The 12,579-nt window shown below is 70.1% G+C and carries 14 protein-coding genes; 8 read left to right on the top strand and 6 right to left on the bottom strand.

The features are described 5' to 3' along the window. The first annotated feature begins 144 nt into the window (after nucleotides 1-144). The gene (locus LUM46_RS09840) at nucleotides 145-2,274 is read left to right on the top strand and encodes a HelD family protein (protein WP_274993657.1); all 2,130 of its coding nucleotides are present in this window, start codon (nucleotides 145-147) and stop codon (nucleotides 2,272-2,274) included. Nucleotides 2,275-2,384: 110 nt separating this feature from the next. Here LUM46_RS09840 and LUM46_RS09835 read toward each other — a convergent pair whose 3' ends face one another. Next, nucleotides 2,385-3,128, bottom strand: coding sequence for a class I SAM-dependent methyltransferase (locus LUM46_RS09835; RefSeq protein ID WP_274993656.1), 744 nt, complete (start codon nucleotides 3,126-3,128; stop codon nucleotides 2,385-2,387). 84 nt (nucleotides 3,129-3,212) lie between these two features. Further along, nucleotides 3,213-3,875, bottom strand: coding sequence for a histidine phosphatase family protein (locus LUM46_RS09830; RefSeq protein WP_274993655.1), 663 nt, complete (start codon nucleotides 3,873-3,875; stop codon nucleotides 3,213-3,215). Between the two features lie 210 nt (nucleotides 3,876-4,085). Here LUM46_RS09830 and LUM46_RS09825 point away from each other — a divergent pair, with 210 nt between their 5' ends. After that, complete coding sequence (locus tag LUM46_RS09825) at nucleotides 4,086-4,856, top strand: C40 family peptidase (RefSeq protein ID WP_274993654.1); 771 nt, start codon at nucleotides 4,086-4,088, stop codon at nucleotides 4,854-4,856. Nucleotides 4,857-5,455: 599 nt separating this feature from the next. Continuing rightward, nucleotides 5,456-5,905, top strand: a complete 450-nt coding sequence (locus LUM46_RS09820) for a roadblock/LC7 domain-containing protein (RefSeq protein ID WP_274993653.1) — start codon at nucleotides 5,456-5,458, stop codon at nucleotides 5,903-5,905. A 65-nt stretch (nucleotides 5,906-5,970) separates the two neighbouring features. On the opposite strand, the gene chrA is transcribed toward LUM46_RS09820, so the two are convergent. Both chrA and LUM46_RS09810 read right to left on the bottom strand, forming a co-directional pair. After that, a complete protein-coding gene (gene chrA, locus LUM46_RS09815) occupies nucleotides 5,971-7,386 on the bottom strand; it encodes a chromate efflux transporter (protein WP_274993652.1) in 1,416 nt (471 codons plus the stop codon). Between the two features lie 21 nt (nucleotides 7,387-7,407). After that, entirely contained in the window at nucleotides 7,408-7,983 is a 576-nt protein-coding gene (locus LUM46_RS09810; protein WP_274993651.1) for a pyridoxamine 5'-phosphate oxidase family protein, read from the bottom strand. 315 nt (nucleotides 7,984-8,298) lie between these two features. Between LUM46_RS09810 and LUM46_RS09805 the strand changes: the two genes are divergently transcribed. After that, nucleotides 8,299-8,862 carry a dihydrofolate reductase family protein gene (locus LUM46_RS09805; protein WP_274993650.1) on the top strand — a complete coding sequence of 188 codons (564 nt, stop codon included), beginning with the start codon at nucleotides 8,299-8,301 and terminating at the stop codon, nucleotides 8,860-8,862. A gap of 68 nt (nucleotides 8,863-8,930) precedes the next feature. After that, on the top strand, nucleotides 8,931-9,386 hold the full coding sequence (locus LUM46_RS09800) for a hypothetical protein (protein WP_274993649.1): 456 nt from the start codon (nucleotides 8,931-8,933) through the stop codon (nucleotides 9,384-9,386). A 124-nt stretch (nucleotides 9,387-9,510) separates the two neighbouring features. Here the strand turns inward: LUM46_RS09800 and LUM46_RS09795 are convergent, their stop codons facing one another. Further along, nucleotides 9,511-10,245: an alpha/beta fold hydrolase gene (locus LUM46_RS09795; protein ID WP_274993648.1), complete on the bottom strand. Its 735-nt coding sequence runs from the start codon at nucleotides 10,243-10,245 to the stop codon at nucleotides 9,511-9,513. Nucleotides 10,246-10,435: 190 nt separating this feature from the next. On the opposite strand from LUM46_RS09795, the gene LUM46_RS09790 reads away from it, so the two are divergent. The 3 genes from LUM46_RS09790 (at nucleotide 10,436) to LUM46_RS09780 (ending at nucleotide 11,967) form a co-directional block, all read left to right on the top strand. Further along, the gene (locus LUM46_RS09790; protein ID WP_274993647.1) at nucleotides 10,436-10,840 is read left to right on the top strand and encodes a hypothetical protein; all 405 of its coding nucleotides are present in this window, start codon (nucleotides 10,436-10,438) and stop codon (nucleotides 10,838-10,840) included. A 414-nt stretch (nucleotides 10,841-11,254) separates the two neighbouring features. Beyond that, nucleotides 11,255-11,641 carry a hypothetical protein gene (locus LUM46_RS09785; RefSeq protein WP_274993645.1) on the top strand — a complete coding sequence of 129 codons (387 nt, stop codon included), beginning with the start codon at nucleotides 11,255-11,257 and terminating at the stop codon, nucleotides 11,639-11,641. A 77-nt stretch (nucleotides 11,642-11,718) separates the two neighbouring features. After that, on the top strand, nucleotides 11,719-11,967 hold the full coding sequence (locus LUM46_RS09780; protein ID WP_374726975.1) for a hypothetical protein: 249 nt from the start codon (nucleotides 11,719-11,721) through the stop codon (nucleotides 11,965-11,967). A gap of 119 nt (nucleotides 11,968-12,086) precedes the next feature. Here the strand turns inward: LUM46_RS09780 and LUM46_RS09775 are convergent, their stop codons facing one another. Beyond that, nucleotides 12,087-12,566, bottom strand: a complete 480-nt coding sequence (locus LUM46_RS09775; RefSeq protein WP_274993644.1) for a hypothetical protein — start codon at nucleotides 12,564-12,566, stop codon at nucleotides 12,087-12,089. Nucleotides 12,567-12,579 lie beyond the last annotated feature (13 nt).

The raw sequence follows: 12,579 nt of genomic DNA, 5'->3' as shown, positions 1-12,579 counted from the left end.
TCCGAGGACATATGTGTCGGGTGCGGTCCTCCTGTCGCGCAGGACTCCCTCACCACCGAAAAGATGCCGCCACATCGGCGTCCCAGCACTAGACTCTCCCGTTCGCTCCCACGCACATCCCAGCGGACTCCTGGAGGGTCACCCATGCCTGCCGACGCGCCCGAGCTCACCCAGGAGCGGGAGTTCCTCGCCGAGGCCCGGACCCAGCTCGCCCGGATGCGGGACCGGGTGGCCGCGCTCGACGGACGCTACGCCGGCGACCGGGTCAGCGCCGATGCCCTGGAGGCAGCGCTGGCGCGCCGGATGGAACAGCTCACCGACGACCCCGAGATCCCGCTCTTCTTCGGCCGCATCACGCTCGGCGGTGACGCGGAGACCTTCCACATCGGCCGGCGGCACGTCTCGGACCCCGACGGCGAGCCGATGGTGGTGGACTGGCGCGCTCCGGTGAGCACACCGTTCTACCGGGCCACGCCGAAGGAGCCCTTGGGCATCACCGCCCGACGCCGGTACGGGTTCGCGCGCGGCCACCTGACCGCCTTCGAGGACGAGTCGCTGACCCGCCCGGAGCCGGGCGACGAGGGCGCCGTCGAGGCCGCCGGCCACTCGGACATCCTCGAGGCAGAGATCGAGCGCCCGCGCACCGGGCCGATGCGCGACATCGTCGCGACCATCCAGCCGGAGCAGGACGTCATCGTGCGCATGCCGCTCGAACGCACGCTCGTCGTCCAGGGCGCGCCCGGTACGGGCAAGACGGCGGTCGGCCTGCACCGCGCGGCCTACCTCCTGTACGCGCACCGCGACCAGCTCACGCGCCGGGGCGTGCTCGTCGTCGGGCCGAACAAAAGCTTCCTGCGGTACATCCGCGACGTGCTGCCCGCGCTCGGCGAGATCCACGCCACCCAGGCGACCATCGAGGAGATCGTGGGCGAGCACGCCCCCGTCCGCGCCACCGAGCCTGCCGACGTCGCCACGCTCAAGGGCGACGCCCGGATGGCCGAGGTGCTGCGGCGCGCCGTCTGGTCACACATCGGGACCCCGCAGGACACGCTGGTCCTGCCGCGCGGGTCGTTCCGCTGGCGGGTCCCGGCGCACGAGGCCCATGAGGCGATCGAGCAGATCAGGGCACGGGACGTGCGGTACGCGCTGGGCGCCGCCCAGCTGCGGCACGCCCTCGCCCACCGGGTCCTCGTCCAGATCGAGGAGAGCGGGGACGCTCTCGACGACCGGGCCTGGGACGTCCTGGCCCGGACCAAGCCCGTCCGGGACTACGCGGCGGCGGTCTGGCCGGCGGTCGAGCCGCGCAGGCTGCTCTTCCGCCTGCTCTCCGACCCGGAGCTCCTCGCCGCGTGCGCCGAGGGGATCCTGTCCGAGAGCGAGCAGCACCTGCTGACGTGGGCGCGTCCGCCCCGCACGCCGGGCTCGGCACGCTGGACGACGGCGGACCTCGTGCTGCTCGACGAGATCGTCGACCTGCTCGACCGGACGGAGTCGGTCGCGCACATCGTCGTCGACGAGGCGCAGGACCTGTCCGCGATGATGCTGCGTGCCCTCGGGCGCCGCGCCGCGACCGGCTCCCTCACCGTGCTCGGCGACCTCGCCCAGGCCACCACGCCCTGGGCGGCACGCGACTGGGCGGACGTGCTGGGCCACCTCGCCAAGCCCGACGGACACGTGGAGCAGCTCACCGCCGGGTTCCGCGTGCCCGCGGACGTCATCGAGCTCGCCGCGCGGCTCCTGCCCAGCATCGCGCCGGGCCTGGAGCCGCCGACGGCGGTCCGCCGCGCCCGCGGGCGCCTCACGATCACCTCCGCACCGCTCGACGACGTCCTGGCCGGCGTCACAGGCCTCGAGGGTTCGGTCGGCCTGATCGTGCCCGACGGCGCCCTGGCGGGCATCCGGGCGGCGCTCACCGCGGCCGGGCTCACCTTCGCCGTCGTCGGCGAGCAGGACGACGAGCACCCAGCCGCTGACGGGGTCGACGGCACGGACGGGGGCGACGAGGGCTCGGCGGCGGACGACGCCTCCGAGTTCGACGCGCACCTGGACCTGGTGCCCGCGTCGCTGGCGAAGGGTCTCGAGTTCGACCACGTGGTGCTGCACGACCCCGTCGCGATCGTGGCGGCCGAGCCGAACCATGCCACCGGCCTGCGCAGGCTCTACGTCTGCCTCACCCGGGCGGTCACGTCCCTGGCCGTCCGGCACGACGGCGACCTGCCGCCGGAGCTGGGACTCGACATCGAGGCGGGCAGGGGCCTGGTCCCCAGCGCCTGAGCCGGCCGCGGGACCGCCCACCGACGAGGAGTCCGACGGCAGGCCGACCAAGAGGACGGATCGAGCGTGGCAGGGAGCACCCGGCGAACCGCGGACCGTGGCCGGACGCGTCAGGCGCGGCGTGCGAGCATGCTGAACGCGTTGGGCAGCCGCCCGTCCCAGACCGCGGCCGCGAAACCGTCCGGGCGCCAGAACGGCTCGGGGTGCTCCTCCAGGTGCTCGATCTCGAAGCCCGCTCGCCGACAGGCCATGACGATCTCCGCGAGCGTGTGCTGACGTTCGACCGCACCGTTGGCGGGGAACGAGTCGTTGACGTGCGAGGGCGCGAAGTAGCCGCGGTCGGGGCGGACCCGGATCTCGTCGGGGTGCCAGTCCCACAGCGGCACGAGGGGGTGCGCCTCGTACACGTAGAACCAGCCGCCCGCGCGAAGCAGCCGGTGCACCTCCGCGAAGAACGCCGGCAGGTCGGCGAGCCAGATCAGCGCGCCCTTCCCCGTGTAGACCAGGTCGGCGCACGCGGCGTCGAGCCCGCTCGCGGGCATGGCCGCCCGCGTGTAGCGGCAGGGCATGCCCAGCTCGTCGGCCCGGCGCTGCGCGCTCGAGACCGCCGCCTCGCTGTAGTCGAGCCCCAGCACCGACCGTGCGCCGAGGCGCGTGAGCGCGATGTCGTCGAGGCCGTGCCCGCTCATCGGGTGCACGACGTCGGCACCGGCGACGATCTCGCTCAGCGCCTCGACCTCGGCCGGCAGGAGCACGACGGTCCGGGCCAGCTCGAGATGCTCGGCGTACTCGTCCTCGTACTTGCGCGAAGCGACGGCCCAAGCGGCCCGTGTCTCGTCCCCTGTGACGTCCATCCCGCCACCCTGTCAGCGTCACCGTGACCGGCACAGTTGTTTTCCGGGCCCTGCTTCCGGTGGTTTCCGAGCCTGTCCCCGAGCTCAGTCCTCGACGGGTTCCCCGGTCGGGTCGTCCATGGCGGGTGCGTCCAGCTCCCGCCCGCCGACCGGCTCCGCGCTCCAGGTGACGAGCCGCCAGCCGGTCTCGGGGTCGCCGTCGATCTCCACCAGACCGGTGTTGGCCAGTGCCGTCCGCTCGGCGTGGTCGACGTCCACGCCCGCCACGCGCGCCGACACCCACACCCGGATCGCCGCGCCGTGGGAGACCAGGACCACGCTGTCGTCGCCGCGCGCGGCGATCCTTGCGACCGCCGCGTCGTAGCGTCCGAGGAAAGCGCGGCCGTCGAGGCCGCCGGGCATGACCCGGCCGACGTCGCCACGCGCCCAGGCGAACGCGGTGCCGAGGTAGCGCTGGTGCGCCTCGTGCGCTCCGGCCATCTCGAGCTCGCCCGCCTCGATCTCCTCCAGGCCGTCCACGACGAGCGGTTCGATCCCCCGGGCGCGAGCGAGGGGCGCGGCGGTGAACGACGTCCGGACGAGTGGTGAGACGGCGATCGCGTCGACCTGCCGGTCGCGCAGCGCGTGCGGCACGGCAGCGGCCTGACGCTCGCCGAGCGCGGTCAGCCCCGGGCCCGGGCCCGCCGTGTCGAGGAGCCCTCTCACGTTCGAGGGCGTCTGTCCGTGGCGCAGCAGCAGAAGTCGCATGGGTGCATTCTCCCCGACCGGCAAGCCCTGCCTGCCGCAATTGCCTTGGACCAGTACCGGCTCAGGGGTGTTACCCGCTGTATCCGTTCCGTTACTCTTGGGTTCGCTATGAGCCTGACATGTCGCCTTCGTCCCCTGCTCGCCGATCCTCGGCGCGGTTCCACGCGGGCCGCGCACGGGTCTCCTTCCCTCTGAAAGGCCCCCGCCTCCATGGATCCCCAGTCCAGCACGGTCACGTCCCAGCCTCGCCGTGGCCGTCACCGCGCCGCCCACCGCCCCCTGCTGACCAGCGTCGCCCAGGCGGCCACCAGCCAGGCCGGCGTGATCACCGGTCGCGGTGCCGTGATCGCCGCGGCAGGTTCCGGCGTCCTGCTGTCCCTGATCGCTCCGTCCGCGCACGCAGCGCCGGCCTCCGAGGTCAGCACCACGCTGGCCGGCACGGCCGTCAAGGGCAAGCTCAACTCGACCGATCTCAACGCACTGGCCAGCCAGGCCCGCCAGACGGTCGCCGCGGCGAACGTCGTCACGGTCACGCCGACCGCTGAGCTGAACGTCGAGAAGTCGGCGGTCTCCGTCGTCTCGGCCGCCGAGAACGCGGAGTACCAGGAGGCGCGTGCCGCCGAGATCGCGGCCGAGGAGGCCGCGCAGCGCCGGGCGTCGGTGGTCTCCGTCGCGATGCGCTACATCGGTGTCCCGTATGTATGGGGCGGGACGACCCCGGCAGGGTTCGACTGCTCCGGGTTCACCTCCTACGTCTTCGCCCAGGTCGGGATCGACCTGCCCCGCACGTCCTCCGCGCAGCGCTACGCCGGGACCGCCGTCTCCTGGGCCGAGGCGCAGCCCGGTGACCTGATCTGGACTCCCGGGCACATCGCGATCTACGCCGGCGGCGGCATGCAGATCGAGGCCCCGGTCCCCGGCAAGAGCGTCCGGTACACGAGCATCTGGCAGTCCGGGCCGACGTTCATCCGCGTCGGCTGAGCCATCGCGGGTGAGGGGCGCAGCGCCGCGCCCCTCACCCGCGATCCAGGATCGGGCCGAGACTCCGCCGGAGCGCCGCCTGCCGCCGACTGACCATGTAGCTGGTGCCAGCACGGGCTTTGGCTGGCACCCGCTACATGGTCATTTCTTCGACGTGGTTATTTCTTGCGGCTCGACGTCTGCGGCTCGAGCTCGCCGCCTCCGGCTGCCCCGCCCTCTTGTCGCCGTCGAGCTGGGCAGTCATCGCGTCGTTGACCGGGCTGACGCCGCGCGCCGGCGACGCTTCCCAGGTCCGTCACCGGGTTCCGTCGTCCAGCCGGACCGGGCGTACTGTCATAGGGGCGAGACTCAACCGAGGGGGCGATGCGGCATCCGTGCCGCATCGGTACAAGACGGTGACACTCCGGACACTCTCGCGGAGGCTATCGTTGCGCTGCGACGGATCCCAGGCCGAAGCTGCGATACCGGCTGTTGGCCGGACGTATCAGTACGCAGCGCCATATCGCTCCCGCACAGACGTTCTACACCCAGATCCGCAAGTACAACCGGCTGGCCGGCCAAGCCCGACCGCAGGCAAGCCGTCAGCAGAGGAGCAAAGAGTGACCCTCAGTACCGAAGCAACCAATTTCGGATGGCTGCTCGACAACTTCGTGCGCACCGTCCCGGGCAGCCGGCACACGCTCGTGGTGTCGGCGGACGGCCTGCTCATGGCCATGTCCGACCAGCTCGACCGCACCAGCGGCGACCAGCTCGCCGCGATCGTCTCGGGCATGTCCAGCCTCACCCGCGGCGCCTCCCGCCAGCTCAACGGTGGCAACGTCCGCCAGACCATCATCGAGATGGACAAGGGATTCCTGTTCCTGATGAGCGTCTCGAACGGATCGGTGCTCGGCGTCGTCGCCGAGGCCACCTGCGACATCGGCCTCGTCGGCTACGAGATGGCCCTCCTGGTCTCCCGCACCGAGGCCACGCTCACCCCGCAGCTGATCTCGGAGATGCGCGGCAGCCTCCCGACCGACCGCCAGCCCCGGGGCGCGGTGTCCCTCTGATCTGAACGGCTCTCTGGCCAGGCGCCGCGCCCGATGTCCGTGGGCGCGGCGCCTCCTGCTTGCCGTCAGAGCCACCCGGCGAGCCCGAGGGCGAGGCCCAGCGCCGCGCACACGCCAAGGGTCCGCAGGACCGACCAGCGCAGGAGGAACAGCAGGAGGGCCGCGACGACGGCGATCCCGAGCGCGGCCGGTTGGAGGGTCGTGAGCTCGGGGACGCCGACGTGCAGCGGGCCGGCGGTCCACGTGCTCGTGGTGGCGAAGAGCGTGTGGGTGGTGAAGTAGAGCGCGAGGTTGGCGATGACGCCCACGACTGCCGCGGTGATGGCGGTGAGGGCGGCGCTCAGGGTCCGGTTGCCACGGAGCCGCTCGACGTAGGGGGCGCCGAGAAAGATGAACAGGAACGACGGCACGAAGGTGACCCAGGTGGTCAGCAGCGCGCCGAGCAGCGCGGCGACCCAGGGGTCGAGCTCACCCGGGTTGCGGTAGGCGCCGAGGAACGCGACGAACTGGACGACCATGATCAACGGCCCGGGCGTGGTCTCGGCCAGAGCGAGGCCCCTGGTCATCTCGCCGGGTGTGACCCAGGCGTAGGTCTCCACCGCACGTTGCGCGACGTAGGCGAGGACCGCGTAGGCACCGCCGAACGTCACGAGGGCGCTGCCCGAGAAGAAGAGCCCCTGCTGGGTGAACACGCTCCCGACGCCGGTCAGCAGCGCGACCACCACGACCGGGAGCGTCCACACCAGGATGCCCAGGACGAGCACACGCAGCGCTCTGCGGCCCGACGGTCGCTCGGCGTGCAGGGCGTCGTCCGGGATGAGCGGGGGCGGGCCGTCGTCCGGCTCGGGGCCGCTCGAGGCGACGATCCAGCGCGGCACGTACCGGTGCACGAGCCAGCCGATCCCGCCGGCACCGGCGACGACCAGCGGGAACGGGACCGCGAAGAGGGCGAGCGCCAGGAACGCCGCGATCGCGAGAGCCACGAGCGCCGGGCTGTTCAGGGCGCGGCGGCCGACGCGGAGCACCGCCTGGACCACGATGGCCAGCACCGCCGGCGCGAGGCCGGCGAACACCGCGGAGACGACGGTGGTGTCGCCGAACGCGACATACACCGCCGACAGCACGAGGAGCGTGAGCATCCCGGGCAGGACGAAGAGTGCCCCGGCGGCCAGACCTCCGCGGAGCCCGTTGAGCAGCCAGCCCGTGTAGACGGCGAGCTGCTGCGCCTCGGGGCCGGGGAGGAGCATGCAGTAGTTCAGGGCGTGCAGGAACCGGCCCTGCCCGATCCAGCGCTTCTCGTCGACGAGGGTGCGTTGCATGACGGCGATCTGCCCGGCAGGGCCGCCGAATGTCTGCCAGGAGATCGCGAACCAGGCACGTACGGCCGTGCGGAACGGGATCAGGTCCTGCTGCGATGCCGGTGGCGTCGCGGCCGCGGGCGTGCCCGCGTCTTCGGGCGTGCCCGCGTCTTCGGTGCTCATGGTTCTCCGGGACGGTCCGCTCTACACCGCGGGCTCGGGGTCGGCGATCGGGTCGACGTCGTAGGCAGGCAGGCCGTCGATGCTCGTCAGGTTCTTGCGACGCCGGTACTCCTGCTGCCCCGCCTCCCCCTTGCGCTCGAAGTACGGTCCGATCAGGTCCCGCTCACCCTCGTACGACATCAGAGGAACGCTCCAGCCGCAGCTGTCGGAGACGCGTTCGACGTCGACCACGATGACGGCGCGTGCACCGGGAATGTCGGTGAACTGGCTGGCGAGAGCCGGATACTCGTCGTCGTACCGGGTGACGACGCGTCCGGTGCCGTGGAACCGGACGATGTTCGGCGCACCGTCGAACGCGCAGAACATCACGGTGATCCGACCGTTCTCGCGGAGGTGCGCCACCGTCTCGCTCCCGCTCCCGGTGCCGTCGAGCCACGCGAACGTGTGGTCGTCGAGCACGGAGAAGGTACCGGGAATGCCGCGCGGCGAGACGTTGACGCGCCCGTCGGCGGCGAGCGGCGCCGTGGCCACGAAGAAGACAGGTTGCCGCTCGACGAACTGGCGCAGCCGGCCGTCGATCCGCTCGTGGATTTTCATGCTCGCATGCTGCCAGAACGTCGTCGACGGCCGTGGCTCGCCCAGCACCTGGACGTGCCGCTGCGACGGCAGCCGACCATGCTCGATGACGGAAGCGCCCGCCCCACCGCGGTAGCTGCCGAAGTGACCCCAACACACTGCACGCCACCGTCGGCGTGTCGCGTGCAGTGTGTAGGTCTGGTCAACTCCGTTGCCCGTCGATCAGAATCTTCGCCGCGCGAACTACCCGGGAATCGACGGAAGCAGCGCACCGATGACTTTCCCGCGCCATCCCGGTCTCACCGCTGGAGACCGACTGACGGAAGGCATGGAGCCATGCGGAAACTGGTCTACGGCATGAACCTGTCCCTGGACGGCTACATCGCCGCTCCCGGCGACGACATCGGCTGGGGCGTGCCGAGCGACGAGCTGTTCCAGTGGTGGCTCGACCAGGAGCGGGCGATCGGGCTGCTCCTGTACGGGCGCAAGCTGTGGAAGAACATGAGGTCCCACTGGCCGACCGGCGATCAACAGCCGGGCGCCACCCCGGCGCAGATCGAGTTCGCGCGGAACTGGCGGGACACGCCGAAGGTGGTGTTCTCGTCGACGATCGACACGGTCGACTGGAACACCCGCCTGGTCGACGGCGACGCGATCTCGGAGATCACGCGGCTCAAGGCCGAGGACGGCGGGCCGATGAGGGTCGGTGGCGCGACGCTCGCCGGGGCGGCCATGCGGGCCGGGTTGATCGACGAGTACGAGGTCGTCACCCACCCGGTCCTGGTGGGTGGCGGCACGCCGTTCTTCACCGCGCTGGACAGCTGGGTGAACCTGAACCTGGTGGAGACGCGGACGTTTCCCGGCGGGGTGGTCCTGAACAGGTACGAGGTGAGGCGCTGAGCACGACTCTCGACGTGACGCATGCATCAGTTCGATCCGCAAGAATCCACCGAGGAGGGGTTCTCGGCTTGAGCGAAGCGCTGCTGGGACCCCCCTATGCTCGCGACATGGCCACGGTTGCTGAGATCGCGTCGGAGATTCAACGACAGGTTCCCGATGTCTGGTCAGGATCACTTGCGGTCTATGGCGACGTCTTCGGCGGACGGGTCGACAACATTCACATTCTCGTCGCCGCGTACGGCGACGACGCCGGATGCCTGACGTTCGACTTCGCCGAAGGTGAGCGGCTGTTGGTGTGGGATCCGGAGGGCGTGGCCATATCGGATCGGCAGTTCCGGATCCGGCAGGCCAGCCGCATCCGCTGGGAGTGGTACTCCTACGGGCGGTCACACACGCCCGACAACCAGTACGTCATCGAGCACGTGCGCACCGGTGGTGATGTCCGGGCCAGCACAGATGTCCCCCGGGCAACGCTCCAGCTCGCGCCGACCACAACGAAGCCGGCCGTAGAACTGCTCCGTTGACATTTCACATTGCTCAGGGTGTGCACACGGGTCGTTGGTCCGGATGGTGCCCGACGACGCGAGACAGCGCTCATGGTTACCCCATGGGTACAGGCGCGCCCTGTCCTCCTGAGAGCCCACCGGCCTACGGCGCTGTGTGCGCTAGCACGGCTGTGGCCACCTCTGCGTGTGCCCGGCTAGGGAGCTCCGCGCCGACCCCGTCGACGACCAACAGGGTTGCGCCGGGGATCTCTTCGGCCAGCGCTTTCGCATTGCCCACCGGGAAGAACGGGTCGGCCGCGCCGTGCACGACCAGCGTGGGTGCGGTGATCTCCCGGAGCCGCTCGCGCCAGCGTGGTGAGCAGTCCAGTTTCGAGAACACCGTGCTCAGCAGGCTGTTGCGCGCCGACGCCGGGTGCGGACCGGAGCGATCGAGAACATGTGCCGCGTGGGCACGGGCCTCGGCCGCGTCGAAGTGCGGCGAGCCGGAGAACACGCGAGCCGCGGTCACCGCACCGTCCAGGATCGACGAGCGGTCGGTCCAGTCAACCGGTTGGGCGCTGCCGAAGTGGGCGAAGATCGCCGGGGAGTGCTCAGGCAGGTCGTCGTCGACCGGCCCCGGTGCGACCGGACGTGTGCCCACCAGTACGAGCGAAGCGACCCGTGACGGATGGTCCAGGGCCAAGAGTTGCGCGATGAAGCCTCCGGTCGCCATTCCTACGATGTGCGCACGAGAGATGCCGAGGCCGTCGAGCACGCCGACGGCGTCGGCGACGAGGTCGCGCAGAGCATATCCGGGGGAGTCGGGATCGACGGTGGTCGATCGACCGGCGTCCCGCAGGTCGTAGCGGATGACGAACCGGCCGGTGAGCTGCTCCACGAACTCGTCGTCCCAGGTGGCGATGGTGGTGCCGATCAGCAGAAGGGGGATGTCAGTCGGCAAGCCGGCCGTGTCGACGCACAGCTCGACGTCGCCGACCGGAAGTAGGGTCTCCATGCCTAGGAGACCGCAGGACGTGGCAGAACTCATCGGGCATGCGCGGCGCGGCGTGTACCGATGACTCAGGGCCGTGGTCGTCGTCGACCTTGTGGATGTGCGGCGCGAGGAGCGGACCATGGCAGTGATCGACGACGTTCGGCCCCTGGGCTCGGAGCTGGAACGCTCGTACACGGTGTACGTACGCGACAGGTTGAAGTTTCGCGTCAAGCAGATCGTATACGTGGCGTTCTCGTTCGACGGGCGCGTGATGGGCTTCGCGTTCCCGAAGGAGGAGCGGGCGGCGCTGGTGGCGAGCGAGACGCAGAAGTTTCAGCTGCCGTCGGCGTCGGACATGCGCTTCAACTGGATCCATGCCGACCTTGCGGCACTCGACCGGGCCGAGGCTCGCGAGCTGGTCGTGGACGCATGGCGCATGGTCGTTCCCCAGAAGGTCTCCCGGGCCTACGACCTGGCGCATCCCGACGGCCCGGACTGACGCCGCAACTTCGGGCCGACAGCCACTAGGCCGTGTCCGGTGTATCGCAGCGTCAGAGCGCGATGGCTACGATCGCCAGCCGCTCGAGATGCGTCGTAGCAGGTCAGAGCGTTAAAGGCGGACGAGTCGGTCTGTACGCCGGGTTCTCCCGAGGTGTGTGCAGGTATGTCTCGCGGTGTCCGACGAACTAGTTGGGCACAACCTCACCAGTAGGCTCGTCCTGATCCTCGCCCAAGGCGCGCTGGCTCCCGGATGACCGCGTCCGATCGGAGAGGGTGGCAGCCCGTTCGAGCCGGCCGAGTCTGGGGGCGCCTCGTCAGCGCACGAGGCGCCCCAAGCCTTGGGTAGGCCCGGCAATAGCCCGTCAACGACGGGTGACGATCAACGCACCAATGAGGCGGCTACGGTGCGCCCATGAGTTACGACATCCTCGCGTTCGATCCAGCAGCGGTCACCGATGCCGACTTCCCTGCGTGGTGGGAGGAGCAGTCGCAGTGGTCCGAGGACCACTCGTACGACGACCCAGAAGTGACGACGGCGAATCTGCGGTCCTTCTACAACGAGCTGATCCAGACCTACCCGCCGATGAACGGTCCGGGCGCGCCGGCGTACGAGACCTGGCACAACGACATCGAGCTCGTAAGCCAGATGTCGGACTACAGCATCGGCACCTCGCTGGTCTACGGGGCGTTCTCCTGGAGCCAAGCACGGACGGCGCGAGCCACCTTCACAGCGCTGGCTGCCAAGCACGGAGTGGCTGTCGCCACGGTCAGCGACGACGGGTCACTCCTGCGGCCGTGATGGGAGCCCGCCCGGAGATCGTGTGCCTGTGCGGCTCGACTCGGTTCACTGAGGAGTTCCGCACAGTGAATCGTGACTTGACTCTCGCTGGGGCGATCGTCATCGCACCCGCTGAGTTCGAGCGCGCCACCGACCAGATCACCGACGAGCAGAAGGCTGCACTCGGCACGCTGCACCTCGCGAAGATCGACCTTGCCGACCGCGTCCTGGTGGTCAACCCAGGCGGGTACATCGGGGAGTCCACACGGCGCGAGATCCGCTACGCACACCAGACCGGAAAGCCGGTGGAATACACCGACGCCCTCGACGGCGTCATCAACACCTGATCACGCTCGTCTGCGCAGAGTCCCTTGTCGCCAAGTTTTCGACCGCCAGTCTCAATCGCCAACACAAACCCGGACTACACCGAATCTGACTGGTACCCGCCCGTCCCTGCCCGGCAGGCTCAGGTGTCGTAGAGGCCGTCCCAGGGCTCATGGAAGCCCAGCTGATCCGGATAGAGCTCGGCCCAGTCGTCAGCGCCCGCGCCCTCGCCGTGACGCTCGAGGACCAGACCGAGCAAGACCCCGTCGTGCGTGGTCTGAAAGGGACGGATCGCGATGCTGCCGAACTGGCGCCCTGGAAGCGCGTCGAGCCGACCCGCAAGCCATTCCTCCAGCCCTGCTGCGGGGGTGACACCGTCCTGCTCCTCGCGGACGGTGCGGCCGGTGAGAATTTCGGACTCGACATAGTGCCCGTCGTGGTCGAACCGGTGCAGCACGGCGAAGGCAAGCTTGTGATCCTGCCAGTCGCCCCACGTAGCGTTGTACCCGTCGCGGAATGCGTAGGTGAGGGACGCGAAGAACTGCCCGCCGTCGTACCGGCCGATCGTGGCAGTCCGGTAGTCGGGCTCGTGGGCGATGGGGATCAGGTCGGGAACCGGCATGACCGGCATCTTG

Origin of the sequence: Promicromonospora iranensis (genome assembly GCF_028994805.1) — a bacterium.
In the GTDB taxonomy this organism is placed as follows: Bacteria; Actinomycetota; Actinomycetes; order Actinomycetales; family Cellulomonadaceae; genus Promicromonospora; species Promicromonospora iranensis.
This window is presented reverse-complemented; position numbering and strand designations above follow the sequence as displayed.

Bases quoted from the DNA above. Each gene is read 5' to 3' on its own strand.
- LUM46_RS09830 (WP_274993655.1), bottom strand. From the start codon at position 3,875: ATGCGACTTCTGCTGCTGCGCCACGGACAGACGCCCTCGAACGTGAGA.
- LUM46_RS09785 (WP_274993645.1), top strand. From the start codon at position 11,255: ATGAGTTACGACATCCTCGCGTTCGATCCAGCAGCGGTCACCGATGCC.
- LUM46_RS09840 (WP_274993657.1), top strand. From the start codon at position 145: ATGCCTGCCGACGCGCCCGAGCTCACCCAGGAGCGGGAGTTCCTCGCC.
- LUM46_RS09835 (WP_274993656.1), bottom strand. From the start codon at position 3,128: ATGGACGTCACAGGGGACGAGACACGGGCCGCTTGGGCCGTCGCTTCG.
- LUM46_RS09775 (WP_274993644.1), bottom strand. From the start codon at position 12,566: ATGCCGGTTCCCGACCTGATCCCCATCGCCCACGAGCCCGACTACCGG.
- LUM46_RS09805 (WP_274993650.1), top strand. From the start codon at position 8,299: ATGCGGAAACTGGTCTACGGCATGAACCTGTCCCTGGACGGCTACATC.
- LUM46_RS09810 (WP_274993651.1), bottom strand. From the start codon at position 7,983: ATGAAAATCCACGAGCGGATCGACGGCCGGCTGCGCCAGTTCGTCGAG.
- chrA (WP_274993652.1), bottom strand. From the start codon at position 7,386: ATGAGCACCGAAGACGCGGGCACGCCCGAAGACGCGGGCACGCCCGCG.
- LUM46_RS09825 (WP_274993654.1), top strand. From the start codon at position 4,086: ATGGATCCCCAGTCCAGCACGGTCACGTCCCAGCCTCGCCGTGGCCGT.